The organism is Dolichospermum compactum NIES-806 (assembly GCF_002368115.1).
GTDB classification, from domain to species: domain Bacteria; phylum Cyanobacteriota; class Cyanobacteriia; order Cyanobacteriales; family Nostocaceae; genus Dolichospermum; species Dolichospermum compactum.
Genome location: NZ_AP018316.1, coordinates 2,317,265 through 2,342,137 on the forward strand (window position 1 = coordinate 2,317,265; position 24,873 = coordinate 2,342,137).

Annotated in this window: 26 protein-coding genes and 1 tRNA gene; 10 read left to right on the top strand and 17 right to left on the bottom strand. The window is 38.2% G+C overall.

Annotated elements, in window-relative coordinates; all coding sequences use genetic code 11:
• Nucleotides 1-528 precede the first annotated feature (528 nt).
• Together CA730_RS11085 and CA730_RS11090 are read left to right on the top strand one after the other, a co-directional pair.
• A complete protein-coding gene (locus tag CA730_RS11085; protein WP_096671448.1) occupies nt 529-852 on the top strand; it encodes a hypothetical protein in 324 nt (107 codons plus the stop codon).
• A 316-nt stretch (nt 853-1,168) separates the two neighbouring features.
• Nucleotides 1,169-1,672 carry a fatty acid hydroxylase gene (locus tag CA730_RS11090; protein WP_096671450.1) on the top strand — a complete coding sequence of 168 codons (504 nt, stop codon included), beginning with the start codon at nt 1,169-1,171 and terminating at the stop codon, nt 1,670-1,672.
• 160 nt (nt 1,673-1,832) lie between these two features.
• On the opposite strand, the gene CA730_RS11095 is transcribed toward CA730_RS11090, so the two are convergent.
• Nucleotides 1,833-1,905 (bottom strand) — tRNA-His (locus tag CA730_RS11095).
• 124 nt (nt 1,906-2,029) lie between these two features.
• Between CA730_RS11095 and CA730_RS11100 the strand changes: the two genes are divergently transcribed.
• From CA730_RS11100 to CA730_RS11115, 4 genes are all read left to right on the top strand, one after another.
• A complete protein-coding gene (locus CA730_RS11100) occupies nt 2,030-2,410 on the top strand; it encodes a DUF4359 domain-containing protein (protein ID WP_096667253.1) in 381 nt (126 codons plus the stop codon).
• 139 nt (nt 2,411-2,549) lie between these two features.
• Nucleotides 2,550-3,413, top strand: coding sequence for a 16S rRNA (adenine(1518)-N(6)/adenine(1519)-N(6))-dimethyltransferase RsmA (gene rsmA / locus CA730_RS11105; RefSeq protein WP_096671452.1), 864 nt, complete (start codon nt 2,550-2,552; stop codon nt 3,411-3,413).
• Nucleotides 3,414-3,502: 89 nt separating this feature from the next.
• Nucleotides 3,503-4,450, top strand: coding sequence for a 4-(cytidine 5'-diphospho)-2-C-methyl-D-erythritol kinase (gene ispE, locus CA730_RS11110; RefSeq protein WP_096667255.1), 948 nt, complete (start codon nt 3,503-3,505; stop codon nt 4,448-4,450).
• Between the two features lie 24 nt (nt 4,451-4,474).
• Nucleotides 4,475-4,798: a DUF3082 domain-containing protein gene (locus CA730_RS11115; protein WP_096667257.1), complete on the top strand. Its 324-nt coding sequence runs from the start codon at nt 4,475-4,477 to the stop codon at nt 4,796-4,798.
• A 64-nt stretch (nt 4,799-4,862) separates the two neighbouring features.
• On the opposite strand, the gene CA730_RS11120 is transcribed toward CA730_RS11115, so the two are convergent.
• Nucleotides 4,863-5,735, bottom strand: a complete 873-nt coding sequence (locus CA730_RS11120) for a response regulator (RefSeq protein ID WP_096667260.1) — start codon at nt 5,733-5,735, stop codon at nt 4,863-4,865.
• A gap of 923 nt (nt 5,736-6,658) precedes the next feature.
• Here CA730_RS11120 and CA730_RS11130 point away from each other — a divergent pair.
• Nucleotides 6,659-6,880, top strand: a complete 222-nt coding sequence (locus tag CA730_RS11130; RefSeq protein WP_027403825.1) for a HetP family heterocyst commitment protein — start codon at nt 6,659-6,661, stop codon at nt 6,878-6,880.
• Nucleotides 6,881-7,021: 141 nt separating this feature from the next.
• Nucleotides 7,022-7,897, top strand: a complete 876-nt coding sequence (locus CA730_RS11135; RefSeq protein WP_096667264.1) for an indole-3-glycerol phosphate synthase TrpC — start codon at nt 7,022-7,024, stop codon at nt 7,895-7,897.
• Between the two features lie 21 nt (nt 7,898-7,918).
• Here CA730_RS11135 and rfbB read toward each other — a convergent pair whose 3' ends face one another.
• The 10 genes from rfbB to CA730_RS11185 all read right to left on the bottom strand — a co-directional run bounded on the left by rfbB (nt 7,919) and on the right by CA730_RS11185 (nt 15,559).
• Nucleotides 7,919-8,941 (bottom strand): dTDP-glucose 4,6-dehydratase, encoded by a 1,023-nt coding sequence (gene rfbB / locus CA730_RS11140; protein WP_096667266.1) that lies wholly within the window; start codon nt 8,939-8,941, stop codon nt 7,919-7,921.
• 8 nt (nt 8,942-8,949) lie between these two features.
• Nucleotides 8,950-9,957, bottom strand: coding sequence for a glycosyltransferase (locus CA730_RS11145; RefSeq protein WP_096667268.1), 1,008 nt, complete (start codon nt 9,955-9,957; stop codon nt 8,950-8,952).
• A 63-nt stretch (nt 9,958-10,020) separates the two neighbouring features.
• Nucleotides 10,021-10,659 (bottom strand): DUF6391 domain-containing protein, encoded by a 639-nt coding sequence (locus tag CA730_RS11150; RefSeq protein WP_096667271.1) that lies wholly within the window; start codon nt 10,657-10,659, stop codon nt 10,021-10,023.
• Nucleotides 10,660-10,762: 103 nt separating this feature from the next.
• Nucleotides 10,763-11,281, bottom strand: coding sequence for an FKBP-type peptidyl-prolyl cis-trans isomerase (locus tag CA730_RS11155; RefSeq protein ID WP_096671454.1), 519 nt, complete (start codon nt 11,279-11,281; stop codon nt 10,763-10,765).
• Between the two features lie 78 nt (nt 11,282-11,359).
• Nucleotides 11,360-11,683, bottom strand: a complete 324-nt coding sequence (locus CA730_RS11160; RefSeq protein ID WP_027403831.1) for a phasin family protein — start codon at nt 11,681-11,683, stop codon at nt 11,360-11,362.
• A 136-nt stretch (nt 11,684-11,819) separates the two neighbouring features.
• Nucleotides 11,820-12,374 (bottom strand): methylmalonic aciduria and homocystinuria type D protein, encoded by a 555-nt coding sequence (locus CA730_RS11165; protein ID WP_096667273.1) that lies wholly within the window; start codon nt 12,372-12,374, stop codon nt 11,820-11,822.
• 130 nt (nt 12,375-12,504) lie between these two features.
• Entirely contained in the window at nt 12,505-13,866 is a 1,362-nt protein-coding gene (locus tag CA730_RS11170; protein WP_096667275.1) for a helix-hairpin-helix domain-containing protein, read from the bottom strand.
• Between the two features lie 211 nt (nt 13,867-14,077).
• Nucleotides 14,078-15,037, bottom strand: coding sequence for an AIPR family protein (locus tag CA730_RS11175; protein WP_096667277.1), 960 nt, complete (start codon nt 15,035-15,037; stop codon nt 14,078-14,080).
• A 67-nt stretch (nt 15,038-15,104) separates the two neighbouring features.
• Entirely contained in the window at nt 15,105-15,317 is a 213-nt protein-coding gene (locus CA730_RS11180; RefSeq protein WP_096667279.1) for a type II toxin-antitoxin system HicA family toxin, read from the bottom strand.
• A complete protein-coding gene (locus tag CA730_RS11185) occupies nt 15,314-15,559 on the bottom strand; it encodes a type II toxin-antitoxin system HicB family antitoxin (protein WP_015078469.1) in 246 nt (81 codons plus the stop codon). Before CA730_RS11185 ends, CA730_RS11180 begins: the two co-directional genes overlap by 4 nt.
• A gap of 179 nt (nt 15,560-15,738) precedes the next feature.
• Between CA730_RS11185 and gatA the strand changes: the two genes are divergently transcribed.
• Nucleotides 15,739-17,199, top strand: a complete 1,461-nt coding sequence (gene gatA / locus CA730_RS11190; RefSeq protein ID WP_096667281.1) for an Asp-tRNA(Asn)/Glu-tRNA(Gln) amidotransferase subunit GatA — start codon at nt 15,739-15,741, stop codon at nt 17,197-17,199.
• Between the two features lie 180 nt (nt 17,200-17,379).
• Here the strand turns inward: gatA and CA730_RS11195 are convergent, their stop codons facing one another.
• Genes CA730_RS11195 through CA730_RS11205 form a run of 3 tightly spaced genes read right to left on the bottom strand, consistent with a single transcriptional unit; the run spans nt 17,380 to nt 21,075 of the window.
• On the bottom strand, nt 17,380-18,600 hold the full coding sequence (locus CA730_RS11195; protein ID WP_096667284.1) for a M20 metallopeptidase family protein: 1,221 nt from the start codon (nt 18,598-18,600) through the stop codon (nt 17,380-17,382).
• A gap of 48 nt (nt 18,601-18,648) precedes the next feature.
• A complete protein-coding gene (gene bioD / locus CA730_RS11200) occupies nt 18,649-19,332 on the bottom strand; it encodes a dethiobiotin synthase (protein WP_172891176.1) in 684 nt (227 codons plus the stop codon).
• 51 nt (nt 19,333-19,383) lie between these two features.
• On the bottom strand, nt 19,384-21,075 hold the full coding sequence (locus CA730_RS11205) for a serine/threonine-protein kinase (RefSeq protein ID WP_096667288.1): 1,692 nt from the start codon (nt 21,073-21,075) through the stop codon (nt 19,384-19,386).
• Between the two features lie 460 nt (nt 21,076-21,535).
• Between CA730_RS11205 and CA730_RS11210 the strand changes: the two genes are divergently transcribed.
• Complete coding sequence (locus tag CA730_RS11210) at nt 21,536-22,552, top strand: ribose-phosphate pyrophosphokinase (RefSeq protein ID WP_096667291.1); 1,017 nt, start codon at nt 21,536-21,538, stop codon at nt 22,550-22,552.
• 149 nt (nt 22,553-22,701) lie between these two features.
• On the opposite strand, the gene CA730_RS11215 is transcribed toward CA730_RS11210, so the two are convergent.
• Both CA730_RS11215 and CA730_RS25585 read right to left on the bottom strand, forming a co-directional pair.
• Nucleotides 22,702-23,274, bottom strand: a complete 573-nt coding sequence (locus CA730_RS11215; RefSeq protein WP_096667293.1) for an HD domain-containing protein — start codon at nt 23,272-23,274, stop codon at nt 22,702-22,704.
• An 84-nt stretch (nt 23,275-23,358) separates the two neighbouring features.
• On the bottom strand, nt 23,359-24,651 hold the full coding sequence (locus tag CA730_RS25585; protein WP_231940082.1) for a serine/threonine protein kinase: 1,293 nt from the start codon (nt 24,649-24,651) through the stop codon (nt 23,359-23,361).
• Nucleotides 24,652-24,873 lie beyond the last annotated feature (222 nt).

The window sequence follows — 24,873 nt, forward strand, 5'->3', positions numbered from 1 at the left end:
TGCTGTCTATAGTAATCACTAAGGTGCTGAGGACATGAGCAGAAGTAATTAGTCGTTGTTTAATAAACATCAACACTTTATAAATCAATGGTTTTCGGAATATTCAATGTTGACACCATCAAAAATTAAGCGCTTTTTGCAGTTCTACATGATTCTTCCTTGTTTCTCCTGACTCCCAACATACTATGCCAACTTCAAATTATTTTAAATTTGAGAGTATTAAATGCTGCATTCTATTTGGCACTTTTTCCATATCTATGCTATACCAGTGTGGAAATAGCTAATTAATATTAATAAATATACAGCATATTACAGATTAATGAGGTACAGGATCTAAATTCAAAGCCAGACAGTAAGCCGATTTTACTCCTGACTCAGTGACTCCTGAATTATGCTGTAGTTACCATACTTCAAAATTCAGCTTTGAATCAAGTATGATTGCTTGTTAATTTATTTTTAGCATTCACTTAAAATGTATCTGAAATAGATATTTTTTTGATAAATTATATCATTGAAGGAGTAGGTGTAGTGAATCAAATCCAGTCAACTTTAGTTATTAGCTATGTCTTAATGACTAGCTATTTTCTTACCAATTGGTTAATCTTTTCTCTCCGTAACCCTACATCTTCTCCAGAGGATAAATTTCTATCTTTTGTCATGGTCATTATTACCACTATTTTATGGCCTGTAGTTATTGTTATCTCTTGTTTAGAAATATTAAAAAAAGGCAAGTTAGAATTTACTACGGTAGTTCCTGTACTTTTTGCAATATTTGCATTTAGTATTTCCTACTATTTGAGTTCTTTACATGAACATTGGTTGTGTTATTACGATCTATTTTGCCATATTTAAATTCCCATCAGCAGGTTTAAATTTGGCAATTTTTTCAACAAACCCTAAATATGCAATTTAACCTAAATTTGTACTTATATTAACTCAATCTTTACTCATAGGGGATGTCTTAGTTAGAAGATTGTGATGATCACAGAACTTAGGCAACTGACACATTTGTAAGGTGCATCAGATAGCAAGAATCTTGCAAATAAACTGATTGTTGATATCTGATACACCCTACAATAGATTTTTGGGGTGACACTTGCGTAGGTTCTAGATCAAATAAACAACACACAGTATATCTATTGCCTTATAGATGTATACAGGATTCCAAATGCTTGAAGCTATCGCTGTTGCTTGGCTATTATTGATTCTTGGCGATTTTCTTTCTACCTTTTTCTATCACGTCCCTGAACACGTTTTTGGTAGCCTTCATTTGACAACTCACCACTCCTGGAAAAAGAGTTTTCGTCACTATGCAATTCTCACATTTAATCCTCAGGTGCTTTTAGATGGTATTTTGGGTGCATTACCTTATCTACTGATAGCAGTTTGGTTATGGAGTTTATCTCCTATTGGCGTAATTTGCGGTTTATTGTTTGGTCAGTTTCATGTATGGTGGAGACACGTGATGGCTCTGGGGTGGCAAACATCTAAACCCGTAACTGTTTTGTGTAAATTTCTCTTTATTACTACGCCAGAACAGCACTGGTTACACCATCAAAAAACTAACTTTGGTTTTGGCGATATTTTCACGTTTTTTGACCAACCTGCGAAAATTTGGATGCGTTGGTTACGGCTACAAAGAATCCACTGGCGGTTACAAGTTAAAAGCTGACTAGAGTGAGAATATTTTTCAGAAAATATTTCTCCAGATACTATGCATTAACTCTAGAAAATTGATTCATTAATACTATGGGCAACCCCGCTGTGTTTGCCCTCATGGTGTTTTTAGCACCAATATTAGCGGATGGGAGTATCAATAAGCAACAAAATAGGGCGAACGACGGGATTCGAACCCGCGCGTGGTGGTACCACAAACCACTGCCTTAACCACTTGGCTACGCTCGCCATTCAATTTACTTCTGTAAGTTTAGCATGACCTGATAAAAATGATCAAGTTTTTTTGCCAGAAATTAGATAATTTTTTTGGTAGTCTTTAAAAGATTAACCACTACACTAGGTCAGGCTAGAAATGAAACCTTTAACTATGATTATATGCGTAGGAGCAGTGGGCGTTACTGTTCTAGGGGCAATTATGGCGAAAACTAACCCTAATCAGGAGGAATACGAAAGGTATGCAGTCCAAAAGCTGACAACATATTTGGAAACTGATGTATGTAAAAAAACACCAAGTTTTTTGGAAAAGTTAATTAAAGTTAATTGTGAACAGCTGCTTAATTCCGCTACGCCACATATTAAGGAACTGATTACTACTACTACTAACCGACAAGACTATATGATCTTTAGTATTTACCGGACTCAAATCAAACTGGATTCTTGGATACCAGGGTACAAGTTTGAAACGGTAGGGGCATTAAATCAATTTTATACTTATAATGCTGAGGAAAAATAAATCGGCGGAGGTCAAATGAAGACTTAATATACAAGTAGTTCTGAAAAATAACTACTATGTGATGAGTTTTTGTACTAACTGTTTGTATCCGCAAAATAGAGTTACTTATTTATCTAGTCTAATTTTTAATGGCAACAAAATGATTCAACCCCGTAAACAGTTTGCTCAACATTGGTTAAAAAGTGATAAGGCTCTGAACGCAATTGTCCAAGCGGCTAATTGTCAAGAAACTGATAAGGTTTTAGAAATTGGTCCGGGTACAGGAATTCTCACTCGTCGGTTATTACCGCTGGTGAAATCTCTATTAGCCGTAGAAATTGACCGAGATTTGTGTAAGTTACTGGCTAAACAATTGGGGGAAAAAGAAAATTTTCTCTTGCTACAGGGAGATTTTTTAACTCTTGATTTACCATCGCAATTAACAACATTTACTAATTTTCAGAAGCAGAATAAAGTTGTTGCTAATATTCCTTATAATATTACTGGACCAATTATTGAAAAGTTACTGGGGACGATTTCTCATCCTAATCCAGAGCCTTATGATACGATTGTTTTGTTAATACAGAAAGAAGTAGCGGAAAGATTATATGCTAAACCCGGTTCGAGAACTTTTGGGGCGTTGTCGGTGCGGGTGCAATATTTGGCAGATTGTGAGTTAATTTGTACAGTTCCGGCTGCGGCATTTGTGCCTCCACCCAAGGTAGATTCGGCTGTGGTGCGGTTGAGTCCTAAACAGATAGAAATTCCGGCTCATGACCCCAAAAAGTTAGAAACTCTGGTGAAATTGGGATTTGGGTCAAAGCGAAAAATGTTAAGAAATAATTTACAATCGGTAATTGAACGAGACAACTTGACTCAATTACTGGAACAATTAGGAATAAATCCTCAAGTTCGTGCTGAAGACCTCGGTGTTGCCCAATGGGTATCACTGGTAAATATTATAGCAGGAGTCGGGAGTCAGGAGTCAGGAGTCAGGAGTCAGGAGGAAGAAATTGAAGAATAGAGAATGAAATTTCTCCCCTATTGCCTATTCCCTATTCCCTGTTCCCTATTCCCTGTTCCCTATTCCCTGTTCTCTGCTAAATAAACGTTATGCGTTCTTACAGTTTAATTGCACCTGCTAAAATCAATTTGTATTTGGAAATTATCGGCAGTCGTCCTGACGGATATCATGAATTAGCAATGATACTCCAAAGTATAGATTTATCCGATCAAATTGATATCCATGCGTCTAGCACTGAAAATATTCGCGTTTATTGTGATCATCCCCAAGTACCTATAGATCAAAGTAATTTAGTTTATAAAGCGGCGGCATTAATGGCTAGGGAATTTCCCAAAGCTTTTAGTAATTTTGGTGGTGTGGATATTACTATCAAAAAACATATTCCTGTGGCTGCTGGTTTAGCGGGAGGTTCTAGTAATGCCGCAGCGGTGTTAGTAGGAATGGATTTACTTTGGAATTTGGGATTAACTCAATCAGAATTAGAAGAATTAGGGGCTAGTCTTGGTTCAGATGTGCCATTTTGTATTGGTGGGGGAACGGCAATTGCTACGGGTAGGGGTGAACAACTTTCTCCTTTGCAAAGTTTGGATAATTTACATATAGTGTTGGCTAAATATCGCAGTTTGGAAGTTTCTACACCTTGGGCATATAAAACCTATCGGCAACAATTTGGGGTTAATTATATTCAAGATTCGGAAGGTTTGGCGGCTCGTGCTAGTGCTTTTCATTCAGAAGATATGGTGAAAGCTATCTTGAATAAGAATACAGAAAACATTGCCCAAAAACTACATAATGATTTGGAGAAAGTTGTTTTACCAGCTTATCCTCAAGTATGGCAACTACGGGAATTATTCGCTAGTCAACCTGGGGTTTTAGGGACAATGATGTCGGGTTCTGGTCCTTCTGTGTTTGCTATTGTTGAATCTCAAAATCAAGGGCAAATAGTTAAGGAACGGATACGTGAGGCGATTCCTGATGAGGATTTGGAATTGTTTGTCACCCATACCATTAAACATGGAATTAAAATCGCTCAATAAAATTGCCTAATTTATTATTTTACTATGAATCAACCGCCAAAAACGCCATCAGTAGATGGTTCTAATCAAGTCCAAGCAACTCCTTTACGCTGTATAACTGGGTCTGTGATATCGGGAGGATTTGCATTTGCTACTTATTCTTTAATGATAGCGATCGCCACTACTTTTGCCAATAAACCCACCCATTCTGATAACCAAACCGTGATCAATATTGCTTCTGCTGTGCGGACTCTAGTTGTAGGTATAGTAGCCTTAGGAGCGGGAATTTTTGGGTTAGTGGCATTAGGTTTATTTGCCTTATCAATCCAAATTTTTATCCAGCAATTAAGCAATCCTAAAAGTAGTTAGTTTTATCTAATAGGGAATAAGGGGTAATTTTTCTGACTTTTGATTTACGCCCCTACATTCTGATTTAATTCCTCCCTACAGCTACATATTTGACTAATTGTGAGTGATTTTTGATTAATTGCAATTTGGTACTTGTGGAATTTTCAGTTAACTGATGTTTTTTTCGCCAATCTCTAGGAGATAAACCATGATATTGGCGAAACTGTCGGGAGAAATGACAAGAACTTTGATAACCAAGATTGATAGAAATTTCCTCAATTGTCTGATGAGTATTTTCCAATAAAGGCAAGGCTGCTACCATTCTCCGTTTCACAATCCAAACATTTATTGGCTTTCCTGTCTGTTTAGCAACTTGGTTAGTTAAATAGGCAGAAGAATAACCCACAGCTTCAGCGACTTTAGATGAAGTAATTCCTTTTTGATAATTAGCTTCAATATAATCAAAAACCTTTTTTAGATGGGGAATATCCGGAAAAATTGACTGAGAATTTACTGATGTATCGGGTGATTCGGCTAATGTGACTTGAGGAGAATTAGTAGTATACCAGTATCTAAAAAGAGCTTGTTTTTGTAATCTAATCGCAACGGCTCGCAATAACTCATCCGTCGTTGCTGGTTTGGTTAAATAATCGTCTGCTCCCAATTCCATTGATTTTCGCAAAGATGCCTTGGTATTAATATCAGTCAAAAAAATAAAAGGAGTAATTGCTGTCAATGAATCTTCCCGTAGATTACTTAATACGGTATAACCATCCATGTCTGGCATTACTAGATCACAAATTACCAAATCAGGTAAATGTTTCTTGATTAATTGCAGTCCAACAATACTATTTTCTGCACCTATAGCATTATATCCTTGAGAGTGAAGACAATCTAAAACAAAATTGCGGTTGACAATATCATTATCAATGACGATAATTCTTTCTGTTTCGTACATAATTATTCCAATCACTAGATTTTGGTATTTTTAGCCATTACTAAACTTTGTCCTGATTTACGGACAAATCTAGATATAAACTGAGCAATAGGAAACACAAAATTCGAGTAAAGAGTTAATGAAATCTTGATATTTTCTATTATCTCAATTAGTAGTTGATCTTTAGCAGATTCATATTTAAGCTTGAATATATCTGATTTTATCAATAAAAAGTAAATACTTTCAACTTAGTTGCATGAAAAAAGTAATGGTTGTTTTTATTACTTTTCACTTGATTCACCCTGAAAATTGAGCCTACTAACATAAAATTGCTATATTGTCAATTAATATCTGTATAAACTTTGGGATGGTGAGATTTGATAAATAGGTAAATTGTGAGTTATTTACCTGATTTCACGAAATTTAGTCTCTTTTGCATTCAACTATGAAAGAAGATACAAAGTCATCTGTCGCCAGGAATATCTTTTTGCCTTAAATTGGCTGCGAATAATTTAACATCCTCCCCAGGATAGATAAATGATTGATTAAACTTATATATAACTATCAGAAAGAATATCTGAACAGCAAAATTAGGAAATCTGGAATAGATACAAGTTAAGAAAGAACATGAAAGGAGTGATAATTTTCCTGACAATCAGTTACCAATTACTAAACTGAACGAAACGATTTTTAACTTGATTACACAAAAAAATTAATCTAAAAAACAAAAAAATACTATATAATTATGGCTGATAAATTTACACTTAAAAATCTAATATTCTGAACAGTTAATTAAGGGTAAAAAAATAAGAGCGAAAAAATTATCAAGTTAATCAAAGAATAATTCATGTATTGAAAGGGTAACTTTGGGTAGTCTTAAAAAAGAGGCATGAAAAAATCTCAAAACCATTAGATAATTCTGATTTTCAACAGGAGTGCATATTATGAGTCAAAATTTTAGCGATTATCATTCGTCGGTTAACAAAAAAATCAAGACTGAACAAATAGAACAAATAATCAAAGCAATTATTGCGGGTAAATATTCTTGGGCTTGTGTTCTAGTTTTACAATTTGCTGGTTATAATCCTATGGACTATATACCCTATCGTACTTATATCAGATTACTTAAAACTAACTGCTTACTGGGTAATTCTCAGCAAAATTAACTACCTGTGAGAAAAGTTGACAGATTTGATGGAAAATTAAAGTAGTCGCGTTTTTGAATCTGAATTTGTGGAAATTTTTTCTGAAAAATAAAAAGGTAAGGTGAAGATTCATCAAAAAAATATGATTATTATGCAGAATTTATGAGCTACCCAACCACAATTTATAATCCTCAAATGCAAACAATTATTACAGAAATTGTGTGGCAGAAAAAACTAGAAGTTGCACAAATGCAACAAGATATGACCTGGGCTTCCTTGCAACGTCAATTAAGTGCTGCTCCTACTGTGCGGGACTTTTTTACGGCTTTGCAGTTGAGTATTTATAAACCTAGTTTAATTGCAGAAGTGCAAAAAGCATCACTTTATCATAGTGTAATTAGACCAGATTTTGACCCGGTTACTATTGCTCAAGCCTATAAAAGAGGAGGAGCATCTTGTGTATCTGTTTTTACCGATCAAAAGTTTTTTCATGGTGGTTTTGATCATCTACGTGCTATCAGATATCGGGTAGGAATACCTCTACTTTGCAAAGATTTTATCATTGATCCTTGCCAAATTTATTTAGCCCGTTCGGCTGGTGCAGATGCCATATCATTAATTGCGTCTATTCTTACAGATAAGCAATTACAAAGCTTTTTACGAGTGATTCATTACTTAGGTATGAATGCTGTTATCCAGGTTCATAACTTAAATGATTTGGATAGAGTTTTAGCTTTAGAAGATGTGAGGATAGTTTCTATTAATAACCAGAGTTTAGGTGATTTTAGCATTAATATTAACACTACTCAGGAATTATTGGCAGCTAGGCGATCGCAACTTCAAAAGCTAGGAATTTTAGTCATGAGTGAATCAGGGATAGAAACCCCCGATGATTTATCATTTGTGGCTGAATGTGGTGTACAAACTGTGATCATCGGAGAATCTTTGCTCAAAGAAAATGATTTGGAAGTAGCTGTCAGAACTTTACTGCAATCTAAATTTCCTATTCATTATGCAGAAGGATTAAAGATTGGGTAATAACTGATAGTTACGAATTGATTATAGTAAGGGTTTCCACCAATCACTATGACTGAGATACCATTCTACGGTTAAACGTAAACCTTCAGTGATTGTTACAGATGGAGTCCAACCAAATTCTGTTTTTAGCTTATTGGCATTAATAGCATATCTTCGATCATGTCCAGGTCTATCCTTCACAAAAGTAATTAATTTTTCCGCTGGATATACTGGTAAATTTGGTGCTAATTCGTTCATGATTGCACATAAATTTTGTACCAGACTGATATTTTCAACTTCGTTATTGCCACCAATGTTGTAATTTTCTCCCGGTTTTCCTTGATGGATGACCACATCTAACGCCCGACAGTGATCAACTACATATAACCAATCGCGGACATTTTTGCCATCACCATAAACAGGTAATTCTTTACCGGTTAAAATGTTAATACACATCAAAGGAATTAGCTTTTCAGGAAATTGAAAAGCACCATAATTATTAGAGCAATTAGTAATAATTGTCGGTAATTTATAAGTATGATAATAAGCCCGAACTAGATGATCACTTCCAGCTTTTGAGGCTGAATAAGGACTATTGGGACTATAGGCTGTAGTTTCTGAGAATGCGGGTTCATCTGAGGTGAGACTACCATAAACTTCATCGGTAGAAACGTGAAGAAATAGGTAATTACTAGGTTGGTTTTTTGCTTGCCAATATTGACGAAAACCTTCTAATAAAGTAAAAGTTCCGACTACGTTAGTTTGGACAAATGCAGCGGGTCCGGTGATGGAACGATCAACGTGAGATTCGGCGGCAAAATGGGCTATAGTATCTATATTTTCTGCTAAAAGTAGTTGATCAATTAGAGAGCGATCGCTTATGTCTCCTTGCACAAATCGGAAATTCTCTTTGGCTTCAACAGAGGCTAAATTATGGCGATTTCCAGCGTAGGTAAGAGCATCCAATACCACGATTCTATCATTTGGATAAGCCTGACACCAATGATGGACGAAATTCGCACCAATAAACCCAGCGCCTCCAGTCACCAATAATCGTCTATTCATGAGATTCCCTAATTATCCTGTAAATATTTCTTCTTGATTTTAGCAAAGATTCTCTGTGTAAACAATTGTGCTAACCGGATTTTTGTAAAATCGGGAATTTTAGTTGCATAGTTATGTTTATGATCAAAGAAGTTATTTATTTCTGCTAAAATTACTCCTAAACGGTGAATAATATGCTCAGTTCTGTATTCTGCTAACACAGTTTCTGATAAAGTCAATGCTGCTGGGGATTCTAAAACCTGTAAAATCTTGGCAACGTCATATTCTAAAGCATAACCAGCGATTTTATAAGAGTTAAATTCCGGATCTAAATAATCCGATAATCCCCCATTGACACTAGAAAAGACTTGACAACCACAAGCTAATGCTTCCATTGGTTGTAAGCCAAATCCTTCACTAACTCCTTGTAATTTCCAATATTCTGCCGAATCATAAAGATAAACTTGAGTCCGATTAAATAAAGCTGGTAAATTTTCCACATAACTATCAATAACCAATACTTTACATTTTTTTTCTAAAGCTGGAATTAAGGTTTTAATTAAATATTCTGAAGATTTCCGGGTTTGCACTAAAACATCAATATCTCGCTTTTGACGTAAATTAGTAAAGTCATCACTAATTTGATTGGGTAAATAATAAATGAGAGAATTTGGAGCTTTTTGTCCCCAATAACCTAAAGTATTTCTGCTAACTGTAATTATAGGAATATTAGCTGGTAAATTAATTTTATAACCTGCACTGTGAGCGTGATAAATTACATGATATTTTTGCAATTTAGTTGCTAGTTTACCAACATTGAATCCCCAGCTAATTACGAAAATTATGTTATCTATATCTAAATTATTCTCTTTTAATAAATCATCTAAAAATAATTTATCTGATTCCCGCTGACGATAGGTAACTACTTCAGCATCACAAATCTGTTGAGCTAAAGCAACTGTTTTCAATTCTGCCCAAAGACCACCACAAGCAAATTTACCATTGGTTCCTGGTACTAAAAAATAAAGTTTTCTCATCATCCTAAATATCTAATTTGAAGTTTATAAATCAGGGCGCAGGCCCTGCGCCCCTACGGATTCCTAATTTTCCCAATATACTTTGACAAAATGACTTTCTTTGCCCCAAAAATCACGGGCGATGGTAATATTTTCAATAGCTAAATTAAAGGGGATAGAGGTGGTAAGATAACGCTGGGTGAGCATTCCTAAATCTGGTGCAATTTCCGCTGCGGCTGTTGCGGCTAAACCAAAACCGATGAGTTGTTCAATTGGTCGAAATGGTAGTACAAAAGGAATTGTTGCTGCTAGTCCTGCTGTTAATAACATAGCTACAGATACATTTGTGCCACAGCGGGGATGTACAGCTAAATCCCATTCTCCAGCGGTAAGACGATGTTTAGCTAATGTTACCGCCCGACGCAAATCATGAATATTCACATCACCATAGAGAAAAAATCCCTGTTCAGTAGACAAACCACCTAATAATTCATCATCTAATTGGATATTGGTGGTTGTTCGTGGTGATAAAGAGGAATGTTTATTTTCCCCTAGTAACCAGACGGTGGCGTGTTCTAGGGCGTGGACTTGACGTAACATGAGAATTTCTTTCAACCCAGGGATAAAAGATAACTGTTGAAGTAAATCAGCATCTTGATTGGGGTGAGGTGCAAGAAAGTCAAAGTTAAAGGAATACGATTCGCTCGAATAAGAAGTATTCATCTTTTTTCTTTTGAGAATTAATTTTCCTTGGTGATATTTTTTGACAATTGCAATAACTGAAAATTTCTGATTTTCCCAATAACCTCACCCCAATTCCCCATTACTATTGAGCGCTGATCAGTTCTACGTCAAAAATTAAAGTAGAGTTGGGAGGAATAACGCCACCAGCACCACGCGCACCATAACCTAATTCTGAGGGAATAATTAGTTGACGACGGCCACCTACTTTCATGGAGATTACTCCTTCGTCCCAACCTTTAATTACTTGTCCTGTGCCAATTTTAAACTTGAAGGTTTGATTGCGATCGCGCGAACTATCAAATTTAGTCCCATTTTCTAATGTACCAGTGTAGTGAACCTCAACGGTTTGTCCAGTTTGGGGAGTTGCACCGTCTCCTTCCTGTAGTTCAATATATTTTAATCCAGAGGCGGTAGTAACAGCATTTGCTTCAGACATAGTATTGCTCTTTGTTGGCGTATTTTTTTCTTGAGTGACAGTGGTGGTGGGTTGTGTTTGGGGCGAATTACCAATCGCAGCATCTTTTTGACCGCTAATTTGGGTAAATACTAAAATGCCAACACATACCAGCATTAACACCACGCTGAGGAAAATTCCTTTCAAAATCAACCCTCTCTGTTTTAATTACTGGTGATAAGATTACTGACAGAACACAAATTAGTTTAAATCAGAAATGACCTTTTAGCGCCATAGCTTATTTTCTAAATCCCGGACTTGACGTTCTAAACGGTCTATTCTCCCGCGTAATTCGTCTACTTCTGACTGACGCGCAACTCCCAAATCCTGCATCATGTTTCGCATTTGTCGCTGCATTTGCTCGTCCCAGTTGCCTTGTTCTGACTGTAACTGATGTACAAGATCATCCATGACTGCCTTTGCTTGCTCAGGATTGAGTTTACCGTCTTTTACCAGTTCATCACTCACTTCCTTGAGTTTGTCTGCAACTAAAGAGGTTGTGCCAATACCCAACATCATTAGCTGTTGCAACCAATTGTTACTATCCATACTCCCTTCCTCTGACTTGTTGCTAACTAAAAGCTTAGTAATTCTAGCCTACACATTTATTTAGTCAGTTGTCAGTTGTCAGTTGTCAGTTGGAAATATCTTCTCCCTGCTCCCTGCTCCCTACCCCTCTGCCTCTTTACACCTGTATCCATCCGTGCATTGGTGCGATCGCTTTCGTGACTGACTCAATTATCTCTGGAGGTGCTTCTGAAAGCATGACACTGGGATAAACAGCAGTTCCCCATTGAGGATGGACAAGAACATGGCATTTATTTTGAATGGCGGGATACTTGAGTAAAGCTTGTGCCACTGCTGTATCATCATGGGGAACTAGGCCAGAATGAGATAGTAATGGATAACCTGTACGGGGATCTATGAGGTCTGTTAAATATCCGCGATCGCGCAAATTAAATGCCACATCGCAACCAAAACGCATAAATTTTTCCCGCAGTTTCTCTTTTTCTTGTTCTGTTTCTATAGTCATTTCTTCTAACGGATATTGTGATTGCTGCAAAACCACCACCACCCACAAAAACTGTTGCTGTTTCCAATCGGGTAATATCTGTTCGCAGTTGGCACAGATATATGGACTGGGAGTATGAATAGAAATCTCTACAGCTTGTCCTGTTTTGCCAACTAAATGAATCGGACAGCTAGGTTCAGAAATACAAACTTGGGGATAATACACCACATTAATTTGGTTTATGAAAGTTTTTATTTTATCTTTGTTAAAAATAATAACTCTTAAATCTGCAAATAAATCATCGAATTTTGCAAATAGTTAGGTAATTAGATTTAGTTGCATTTCCGGGTATTATGGTTTAACCGCTGGTTAGTTGTTTAATATGAGCCGGAAATTTGCCATTTTGTAAAGCTTGGACTGCTGTTCCTGAATCTTGTACCCAAAACTGTCTTCCAAAGCGGACAATTTCTCGGTGATCTCCAGCCTGAACAACACCAATGACAGGTATTCTGGATTTGTCCTTATCCCCTGCTTGTGCTTTGAGAATTGTATTCAAACGATGTTGTTCTTCAATTGTTCCTGCTTGTTGTGGACTCAATTCCACTAAAATCATTTTTACAGTTTCAACAGTTTCCGCATCTTCAAGAATAAATTGAACTTGATCATCACGGCGATCTATCTTACCCCAAATAATCAATCTGGCATCAACTTCGAGTAGAGAACTAATGCGTTCATAGGTTTTAGGAAAAACCACCGCTTCCGAAGCAGCAGATAAATCTTCAACTTGCAGAATTGCCATAGAATCACCTTTTTTGGTGACAACCTTTTTGACATTATTCAACATTACTACCGCACAAAGGATAGCATCATCTTTTTGTTCCCCCAATTGCGCTAAGTTAATAGGTGCAAGGACTGAGGATGATTGTCTGATAGATTTAAGAGGATGATCGGAGAGATAAAATCCTAATAATTCTTTTTCCATTCTCAATTTTTCTTGAGGTGGTAAATCATTGACAGGAGGAGCTTTTGGTGCAGATTCATAGGCATTTTTTTGAGGTTGATGATTATTTCCTGCTAATCCCCCTCCTAACAAATCAAATATATTACCCTGTCCACTAGCTTTGTCTCTAGCGCGGGATTGCGCCCACTCATAAACTAATTCTAAATCATGAATTAATTGGTTGCGATTAGCTTGAATTTTGTCAAAAGCACCGCAGTTAATTAGTGATTCTAAAGTGCGGCGGTTCATGGCCCGTAAGTCCACGCGATCGCAAAAATCCGCCAAAGATTTGAATGGGACTAATTCTCCTGATTCTTCCCTCGCTTCTAAAATTGAGGCGATCGCATTTTGTCCCACATTCCGCACCGCAGAAAATCCAAATAAAATCTTTCCATCCACCGGCGTAAAATCTAAACCAGAACGATTAACATCTGGGGCATCAATCACAATCCCCATGTTAGAGCAATTATCAAGATACTTCCGCACCTTGTCAGTATCGCCACTGTTAGCGGTTAACAATGCCGCCATATATTCCAATGGGTAATTTGCCTTTAAATATGACGTTTGATAAGTTACATAAGCGTAAGCTGTAGAGTGGGATTTATTAAAACAATTGGAAGCGATAAAACCATTTTTAATCACAAAATTATGGTCATTTTCCACACCAATATCATAAACATTGGCTTGACCGACATAAGTACGAGAAACTATTTTAACCATATTACTTATTTTTGCAAAATTTTGTTTATTTACAGCTTAATAATCATTATCAGACACACAGATACCCTTACATTTAATACCATTTGTTGCAGTGCGTAGACAATGGGGACAGAGAACCTCTTCCTTCTCTGTTTCTTGATTTATCTCCATATTAGTGCTTACCTGGAGCTTATCTTTTTCGGTCTGGAGTTTTTCATTCATAGAAATATATTTAATGAATTTCCACCTGCTGAAGTTTCTCTATTAAATCACCGCGTCGGAAAGTAGCAGAAAGTTGTTGTAAAGAAATTTCCTGGTTTCCGTAAAGTGCTTGAAGTGCCTTTTGAACATCTCGGACTGAATCATCGAAATAATTATCCCCATTTTGATTAATCAAATGATTTGCATCCTCAAAATTACGGTGGTTAATTTCCTTCATTTGCAGATTCATTTTCTTGAGAAGTCCTTTCCCCATTTGCATGGCAATAAAGCATGAACCATAACGGACACAAGCAGGATCACTAGGATGCGGGCGTTTACGTCGGTTTTCGGCAATTCTATACAACTGTACAGCGATTATGACTTGTGCGGCATTAAGCTGCTCAGTAAAAATTACATTATACAGTTTACCAAAATGCTCACGAGTGAAAAACTTAGCTTGATGAGGCTTTTGTCGCCAAACCGCCAGTATCGCCTCAGCCGCTACACCCGAAGTAATCTCCGTAGTGGATCTAGCACCTGTATCAAAGCGTTTACGGCGATAATTAAATCCCAACTGTTGGATATCCATTTCCAGCCGCTGCTGTAGATTATCATTAGCTCGGAGATCCCTTAGATCAACTGGGTTCTGACTATTAGTAGCATAAGTAATTTTTTGGACTAGATCCTCATTATCACTTGGTAATTGATAAAGCCGAACTAAAACATAAGCTTGGGTATTTTGTTGGCAGAAATTTGCATCCTGAAGAGTTTTAAAAATGGTCATACAAGTTTGACCACCATTAATAATTTGCAAGTTCTCAACTCGTATCTGATAATCACCATTTTGCAGCGCGTTATGGGAAAAACTGTCGCAAGTTAAAGTGATGCCATTATTATAAAAATAGAAATTGTTTTTTTCATCGCTATTTAAAGTATCCCGAATACCCTCTTTGACCCGGTTGCCTTGCAGCCCTAAATAACGGCATCGCACTGAAGCTTATCTTTTTTTGTCTGGAGTTTGTCATTCATAGGAATAGAGAATTTTTCGCTATAATTTGTTATACCTCTTCAAAGTCAGACCACTCAATTTCTAGTTGTTTTATGGCTGCGCGTAACGTTCCTAATTTTAGATCGCGGCCACTCCAGTCAGGAATTACAGTTGCTTTCTGAGTAATTGGATTAAACCACTTTCTATGTGAACCTCCACTACGTCTGGGGATTTCTTCACATCCAAGTCTAGATAATTTCTTCGCAACTTCTCTATAGTTCATCTGATGGAGATAATTGTTTCTATTAAAGCTGGTGAGTTTTGGTCTACAGATTGTAGGTTAAGCGGAAGCTCTTTACCTAAATCTTGATATGTTTCCAGAACCGCTTCAAAAGCATCTCTAACGTTGGCTAAAACCTCATCCATAGAATCGCCCTCCGTTATCAATTCTGGCAATAGTGGAGAAGTTACGGTGAACCCTCCTTCTGGTTGAGGTGTAAGCAGTAATGGAATTTTGTAGAACATAAAAATTTGTTTTTTTGACTTACTTGAGGTTAACGGTTATCAGTTCTAGATTCTATTGATTATATAGACTGAGTAAATCTGGTGAGAAAAAAAATCTCCTGTAACTTCAGACGCAAATTCCCCAAACCCCAGCCCTGTAAATGCTAAAATCAATGACTTGAATCATAAAGAGAACAATTATGGCATCCATCCGCGAGTTGCACGAACAGATAATTAGTAAAGAACGTTCTGCCGTTGAAATTACCCAAGAAGCATTAAATCGGATTCAAGAGTTAGAACCAAAATTGCACAGTTTCCTCACTGTCACGACAGAACAAGCCTTAAAACAAGCTCAAGCTGTGGATGCAAAAATCGCTGCTGGAGAAGAAATTGGCATCTTAGCGGGGATTCCCATCGGCATTAAAGACAATTTGTGTACCAAAGGTATTGTCACCACCTGCGCTTCGCGGATTTTGGAAAATTTTGTCCCACCTTACGAATCAACTGTCACCCAAAAACTAGCTGACGCTGGGGGTGTCATGGTAGGTAAAACCAACTTAGATGAGTTTGCTATGGGGAGTTCTACAGAAAACTCCGCTTATCAAGTTACCGCTAATCCTTGGGATTTATCCCGTGTTCCTGGTGGTTCTTCCGGTGGTTCAGCAGCAGCCGTAGCAGCCGATGAATGTGTGGTTTCCCTGGGTTCGGATACGGGGGGTTCAATTCGGCAACCGGCTTCCTTCTGCGGTGTTGTGGGAATGAAACCGACTTATGGGTTAGTTTCTCGTTATGGTTTGGTGGCTTATGCTTCCTCTCTAGATCAAATTGGACCATTTGGACGGAGTGTCGAAGATGCGGCTATATTGTTAAGTGCGATCGCCGGCTATGATCCACAAGACTCTACCAGTCTCAAAGTCAAAGTTCCTGACTATGCAGCTACTTTAAAACCGGATCTCAAAGTTAGAAAAAAACTCAGAATTGGTATCATTACAGAAACCTTAGGTGAAGGGTTAGATCCAGAAGTAGAAGCCGCAGTCACCAAAGCCATTGATCAATTGCAAGAATTAGGTGCAGAAATTCATCCTATTTCCTGTCCCAGTTTCCGCTACGGTTTACCAACTTACTACATTATCGCCCCCTCGGAAGCATCCGCTAACCTAGCCCGTTACGATGGCGTGAAATATGGTTTGCGTTCCCCTGATGCAGATAATCTTTTGTCAATGTACACCAGAACTCGTTCTCAAGGATTTGGAGCGGAAGTCAAACGTCGGATTATGATTGGTACTTATGCCCTTTCCGCTGGTTATTATGATGCTTACTATTTGAAAGCGCAAAAAGTCCGCACTCTGATTAAAAAAGATTTTGAAAAAGCTTTTCAATCAGTAGATGTGTTAATTTCTCCAACTGCACCAACTACCGCATTTCGAGCCGGAGAAAAAACTACCGATCCTTTGAGTATGTATTTAAATGATTTAATGACTATTCCTGCTAATTTAGCCGGTTTACCAGGAATTAGTTTACCTTGCGGTTTTGATAGTAAAGGTCTACCAATTGGACTACAAATGGTTGGTAAAGTGCTAGGAGAAGAGCAACTTTTCCAAGTAGCTTATGCCTATGAACAATCAACTAATTGGCATTTACAAAAACCCAAAATTGCTTAGTTTTTCACCGGCGGGGGTTTACGCCGTAAATCCCTACTAAATAGGTTTTACAATTATATGAGGTGCATTGTAGCCCCCTCATCGCACCCCCCTCAACCCCCCCGCAGCGGGGGGAAGAAAAGGATAAGCTTTTGATACTGGAGGGGGTTGGGGGTGGGGTTCTTGTACCTCATAATATAACTATTCAACAAAGAACTTTTCCAGACAGCGGACAAACATTTCTACACCCATTGGTAAAGCTGTTTCATCAAAATCAAATTGGGGATGATGATGGGGGTAATCTAATTTTTTCTCTGGATTTGCAGAACCCAGAAAAAAGTAACAACCGGGAACTTCTTGCAGAAAAAATGACATATCTTCCCCACCCATTGTTTGACATTCGGGAACGATACCAATAGGGGTTTCTATGACTTCTTCTGCTACTGAACGCACCAAGGCAGCAATTTCTAGATCATTGATAACTGGTGGATAAAGATGAATATAATCTAAGTCATAATTTGCACCGTGACTTTGGCAAATTCCCGCAATAATTTGTTGAATGCGTTCTTTAAAAAAACCTGCTAAATCAGGATTAAAATATCTCACTGTTCCCCCCATGCTCGCGGTATCAGCAATCACATTAACTGCTGTGCCGGCGTGGAGTTCTCCCACTGTGACTACAGCCGAATCAATGGGGTTCACATTACGGGAAACTATTGTTTGTAAAGCATTGACTATTTGCGCTGCTACCACTACAGAATCCACTGTTTGATGCGGAATTGCCCCATGTCCACCTTTACCGAAAATGGTGCAACGGAACAATTCGACAGCAGCCATTAATGCCCCAGGACGGACTCCTACAGTTCCCAATGGCAGATTATTCCATAAGTGTAAACCGATAATGGCATCAACATCAGGGTTTTTAAGTACACCTGCTGCGATCATCGGTTTTGCTCCACCTGGCCCTTCTTCTGCGGGTTGGAAGATAATTTTGACAGTACCGCTAAAGTCTTGCCGATGTTGATTGAGGTAATAGGTTGTACCGAGAGCGATCGCTGTATGTCCATCATGTCCACAAGCGTGCATGACTCCATCATGTTGAGAACAATAGGGAACTTGATTCTGTTCTTGAATAGGTAAAGCATCCATATCCGCCCGAATTGCTAATACTTTACCATTGCCAGGTTTTTCACCTTTAATAATAGCGACAATTCCCGTTTGAGCAATTTCAGTTTGATGGACAATTCCCCAATTTTGCAATTTCTGGGCAATAAATTCGGCGGTAATTTTTTCCCGAAAACCTAATTCTGGTTTTTGGTGAATCTGTCTTCTCCACTCCACTAATTGCGGTTGTAAAGCCCGAATTTCTAACCGGACATTTTTGAGATTTACCGTCGAAGTTTGAGGAAATATAGAAACCATATTATCAATGAAAAATTAGTGATTAGATTTATATTTCTTCCCTGTTCCCTATTCCCTACAATATATTTCCCAATCCAAAGCCGCAGCCACTTCGGCAAGTTTTTCCAAATCTCTAGGATTTTCTAGGTAAGGAACACAACCTAAAACGGGAATATTTGTTAATGATCGAATTAAATCTGGTGGCGTTAAATCAGCAATTTCTTCCTCGGTGCGAGGTTGGGTACAATTGAGAATAATCCCCCGCAGATTGATTTTAGTTTGCCTAGCTAATGCTACATTAGCCACAGCACTAGCGATCGCCCCCAATCTGACCGGCACAACCAAAATCGTTTTCAATCGCCATTCACCCGCCAAATCAGCCACAGTCAACTCATTGGTAACTGGTGAACCTAAACCCCCCAAAGATTCCACCAACAGAAAATCACGCTGTTTTTGTAAAGATAACAAAGTTCGCCAAGCGATCGCCAAATCAACTTGACGATTTTCCTTAGCAGCCGCAATCGGAGGCGCTAAAGGCGCTTGAAAATACAAGGGAGTAATTGCCTCCAGCGATTGTTCCAAATTAAACAGACTTTGGTACAATTCCCTATCACCCACCCCCGATTGGATTGGCTTCATAATCCCCAAAGTGCGCTGAGGATAATATTTTTGCCAATAAGCCGCTAAAGCTGCCGTCACCACAGTTTTACCAGCATCCGTATCAGTTCCCGTAATCAATAAAGTATTCAACAACGTTTTCCGTTAAAAATGACAACTTAATTTGCTTCCTTTCCTAATTTAGCCCTAATTAGTCCCATTAAAACCTGGGGTTGGGGTTTCCGTTGGCGTTGGTGTTTCCGTTGGCGTTGGTGTTTCCGTTGGGGTTGGTGTTTCCGTTGGGGTTGGTGTTTCCGTTGGGGTTGGTGTTTCCGTTGGCGTTGGTGTTTCCGTTGGCGTTGGGGTTTCCGTTGGCGTTGGGGTTTCCGTTGGCGTTGGTGTTTCCGTTGGCGTTGGGGTTTCTAAAGCCACATCCAAACTATAATTAACATCTGCCACACCCCCGGACAAACCTAATTGAATAATATATTTGCCATCATTCGCTAATATTCCCTCATAAGATGTATATTGTTGATCTTGAGCATTCACGACTTCACCATCAGCAGTTAAAATCGTCAGAACAATCCCACTGTTCTCATTTACAGATACAACTAACTTTTCCCCACCCTTACCTTGCAAACTATATTGAACTAATTCATCTTCTCGCAGTGTTCCCTCAACTTTCGCCATATTAGACCTGTTTAATTTCAGCCGTTGGCGATTAATTACAGGTTCGCTATTAGTCGGTGTTGGAGTTGGTGTTAATGTGATGATCCCACTAGGAATAACTGGAGAAGGAAAAGATTGTGGAGTTGTCATCGTTTCTGCCGATGAACGCGGCTTACCTTTGAGTGAATTCACCAAACTCCAAGAACCAAAACCTGCTAAAATAATCACAATACAGCCAATACCCCCCAACGCCCAACCATTATCCAAAATAGAGCTACTTTGCCCAGAATCTCCTGAAGGTTGGGGCTTTTCCGATGCTTTTGATATAGGTTCAGGACGATGACCAATAGCAATAGTTTGTAAAGAAGATAAATTAGCTAGAGGTTGACTACCATAGCCTGTGTTCAGCAGTGCTTGAGTCACATCAGCCGCACTTTGATAGCGTTCCGCCGGTAGATAACTCAACATTCGCTGTAACACCTGAGCAAATTCTGGTTTCACCGTTGCCCATTGTTGCCAATTCCAGGTTAGTTGCTGCTCATCAAATAAATCTGCGGGTTCTTTCCCAGTCAATAAAACTATAGCAGTCACAGCCAACGCATACAAATCACTGCTAGGATATACCCTGCCTGTCTGCATTTGTTCACTAGGCGCATAACCTAACTTACCTACAGTTGTTACTGGTGTAGCACTTGATGATTGTAATTTTGTAGCTAACTCCTTCACCACGCCAAAATCAATTAACACAGGCAAAAAATCATTTTCCCGTAAAATTATATTTTCTGGAGATATATCTCGATGAATAATTCCCTGTCCGTGAATATAACTAAGAACAGGTAATAAAGTTCTTAGTAAATGCAGTACATCTGCTTCAGTGAAGGTTTTTCCTAGTTCCTGACGTTCTTTGAGTAAATTGCGGTAAGTCTTACCAGCCACGAAATCCTGTACCAAAAATAACTTTTCGTTTTGGGCAAACTTTTCTCGAAATCTAGGAATTTGTGAATGTTCAATTTGATACAAGATAGCAGCTTCTCGTTCAAATAACTCCTGTGCTTTTTGCCCATAAGACGTTTCTGTGATTGGGGCAATTAATTCTTTCAGAACACAAAGTTCATTAAAGCGTCTTTGGTCTTCTGCTAGATAGGTTCTACCAAATCCCCCCTGTCCAATAATGTGAATTATGTGGTAACGATTTTGTAGGATAGTACCAACTGTAATCGGTGATTGCATGATCTATTAATTGAATATAATAGCAACTGAGCTAGAACTTAGTCAAAGCATCATCCATCCACAACGTGACACAAAATGTCTCAATTGTAGCTTCCGTAATTTTCCTCAGTCACCCCGCCTACAAGGAAGTGTATACTAGAAATAAGTCTTGCATTATTCTATTCTTACATTCTGCCTTGAGTCAGGATGTGTCCAATATGGTAGCAGGTATAATCCAGAATAGGTAAACCAAGCGGTTTGGTTCACGGCAAATTTTTCCAGGTCTGGGGATTTATTAAAATTAATATTTAATCTTCAGTTAACTGGGTTATTAATTGGTAACAAGTATCATAAAATAACTGTTTGCACGTTTGGTGCTATTTAATCATAGGTGTTGTAACACCCCAGAGCTAACTGGAAGATCAATATTATTTGTTCACTCAATTTCGGCGAAATTTGCTCAATCTCTGATGATATTTCTATGAATGCACTTCGAGGATCTGCTGTGCTAAGTTCTGCCACTTTACCAATTCAGTCAATAGCAACGGGACTAACTGACAATAATCGTCTGCGGCTTTTTTCCGGTTCTGCCAATATAGCACTCTCGCAAGAAGTTGCTCGTTATCTAGGTATGGACTTGGGACCAATGATTCGCAAAAGATTTGCGGACGGAGAACTTTATGTTCAAATCCAAGAATCAATTCGGGGTTGTGATGTCTATTTAATCCAGCCCAGTTGTCAACCCGTCAATGATCATTTGATGGAATTACTAATTATGATTGATGCTTGTCGTCGAGCATCTGCACGCCAGATTACAGCAGTAATTCCTTACTATGGTTATGCTCGTGCTGACAGAAAAACAGCCGGTAGAGAGTCAATTACTGCGAAATTAGTTGCTAATTTGATTACTGAAGCAGGCGCTAATCGAGTTTTAGCAATGGATTTGCACGCAGCCCAAATTCAGGGCTATTTCGATATTCCCTTTGATCATGTATATGGTTCACCAGTTATCCTGGATTATCTCATTAGTAAAGGATTACAGGATATTGTGGTGGTTTCCCCTGACGTGGGTGGGGTCGCACGGGCTAGGGCATTTGCGAAAAAATTGAATGATGCACCTCTAGCAATTATTGACAAACGCCGTCAGGCTCATAATGTTGCCGAAGTCTTAAATGTGATTGGTGATGTGAGAGGCAAAATTGCCATATTGGTGGATGACATGATTGATACTGGCGGTACGATTGCGGCGGGGGCTAAGTTACTGCGTCAAGAAGGGGCGAGTCAGGTATATGCCTGTGCTACTCATGCTGTATTTTCCCCACCGGCAATTGAGCGATTGTCTAGTGGGGTCTTTGAGGAGGTTATAGTCACTAATACTATTCCTATCCCAGAGGCTAATCAGTTTCCGCAATTGGTGACGCTTTCTGTCGCTAATCTACTGGGAGAAGCAATTTGGCGGATTCATGAGGATAGCTCACTTAGTAGTTTATTCCGTTAATCAACAAATAAATATCATCCCAAAGGAAGAAAAAAGGAGTCAGGAGTCAGGAGGAAGAAAGAAGAAAGAAGGAGTAAAAGTATGATAACTTTGTACCTCCTGCAACCTGCAATTTACTGTGAATAATGAAGGATGAAAGTTTTCGTTCTTCATTTTTTGTATGCAGCTAAAATTTCTAATTCAGAAACTACTCTTTCTAATTCTTCAACTAAGGGCGTAATTTGATGTTTCCAGAAAGCATCTGCGAGGGAACGATAATACCAAAGTGTGCCTTCTTTGCCACCTTGAAACCGTTCCCAAAGAGCATCACCAATCATCCGATAATCTTTGATAATTGACCGGACATTATGGAGTTTGTCAGCAGCGGAAACTAGCAATACTTCTGGGGAAGCGGTGGCAATATGGGCAATATAGGCTTCTTTCCGGCTTTTCCAAGGGGGTTTGGGTGTGGTGTCTGCGTCTGTACAACCATCAACTATGGCGGTGACATGATCCCCAAATCGCCGGCGAATTTCTTCTCTGGTGGCTGCTCCACCTTGGTCTTCTATGGCATCATGTAGTAGGGCAGCGATCGCTTCATCTTCATTAGCACCATATTCTAAGGCTATGCTGGCTACTCCTAGTAAATGGGTAATATAGGGAATATCCCCAGCTTTGCGTTTTTGCGTGGCGTGGAGTTCATGGGCGTAGGTAAGTGCTTGGGTAAATCTTTCTGATAGCATTTTTTTAAGAGGAAATGAACCACGAAGGAGCGAAGGACACGAAGGAAGAGGAAGAGAAGGAAGAGGTTAGTGTTTTTAACTAAATTAATATTTTGCAGTTTGACAAGCTTTGTCCATCATTTCTTTTGCTAATGGATGATAACCATTATTATTTAAAAATGCTAAAATTGACTCTTTTACTTGATAACTAATTGCTTCTCCTGTTGTGACTAATCTAGCAAAATGTTCACAGTTCCAACCTAATAACCCATAATCCCAATTTTTGAACAATTCATAAGCAATTAAACATCTATCAAGGACTTCTTTTTTAGGCAATAATGTCACCGATTCCACTCTATATGATACTGTCGGAATTCGGAATACAGCAAATCCATTTCCACCAAAGTTAAAAGCATGGGTATCAGAGATAGTTATATGGTAGTGCAATGCAAGATCGGAGCTACTTTCTTTATGATGAATTAGCAATCCTGCTTTAGGACTTTTATAATCAACATGAGTTTTAAACTCGCGAATAATCTTATCTTCAATAATTTGCGTGGCTGAAAGAATAGTAATATTGCTGGTTTTTTGGATATTCAAAAGAGATAACCACTCATTTATTGACTGCGGACGATTTTCCGGCTTTATTTCCATTCCTTTAATTATTGCATGATTAACGCGATCGCCAATACTAGAATTTATCTTTTTTGCTTCTGCCAATTCTGTACCAATAGCTCTCATTGGTGCTATAGTTGGTAATTCTCCAGTTAACACAGAATACAACGTTGCAGCTAAAGCATAAACATCTGTAAATTCTCCCCGTTTTGCTCTAGCATCATATTGTTCAATTGGTGCAAAACCATCAGACAATATTTTGGTATGGGTTTTAGTTAAATTCGGTGTAAATTCTCGCGCAATCCCAAAATCAATTAACACGGCTTCTGATTTACCAGAACGCAACATGATATTTTGTGGTTTAATATCTCGATGTAATAATCCATTATCATGAACTACAGTCAATGCTGATCCAATTTGCTGAATATATCCTAATGCTTCAGATTCAGATAAAATACCTTGATTTTCTACTACAGTTCCTAAATCTTCCCTATCAATATATTCCATTACCATACACCAAAGATCATTTTCATGAATGACTTCGTAAATTTGGACAATATGAGGATGACTACATTTTGCTAATTTAATGGCTTCATTGAGAAAGTCTTGTTGAAATTTAGCAAAATCAGCACGTTTTTGGATTACATCATTTAAAGTTTTGATAACAACGAAATTTCCATGATTATCTCTAGCGCGATAAGTGATACCAAAACCACCTTCACCTAATTCTTTTTCTATGGTATATTTACCATTTTTTAATTGCTGTCCTGACAACCAAGCCATAATCTGTAAACTTATAAATCTATAAGTTCATTTTGGCACAATATTTGCCGTAATTGACAATCTCATGCTTAGATAAAAATTATCCGATGACTGCTAATAACAATCTAAAATTTCTTTAGGAATGCCCTTTAAATCTGATTCAGCAGGCCGTTTTGCAAATTGTTCGTGACTATAAATCCACACAAGCTTAATTACAAAATCATTTGTATTACAGCGATTTCC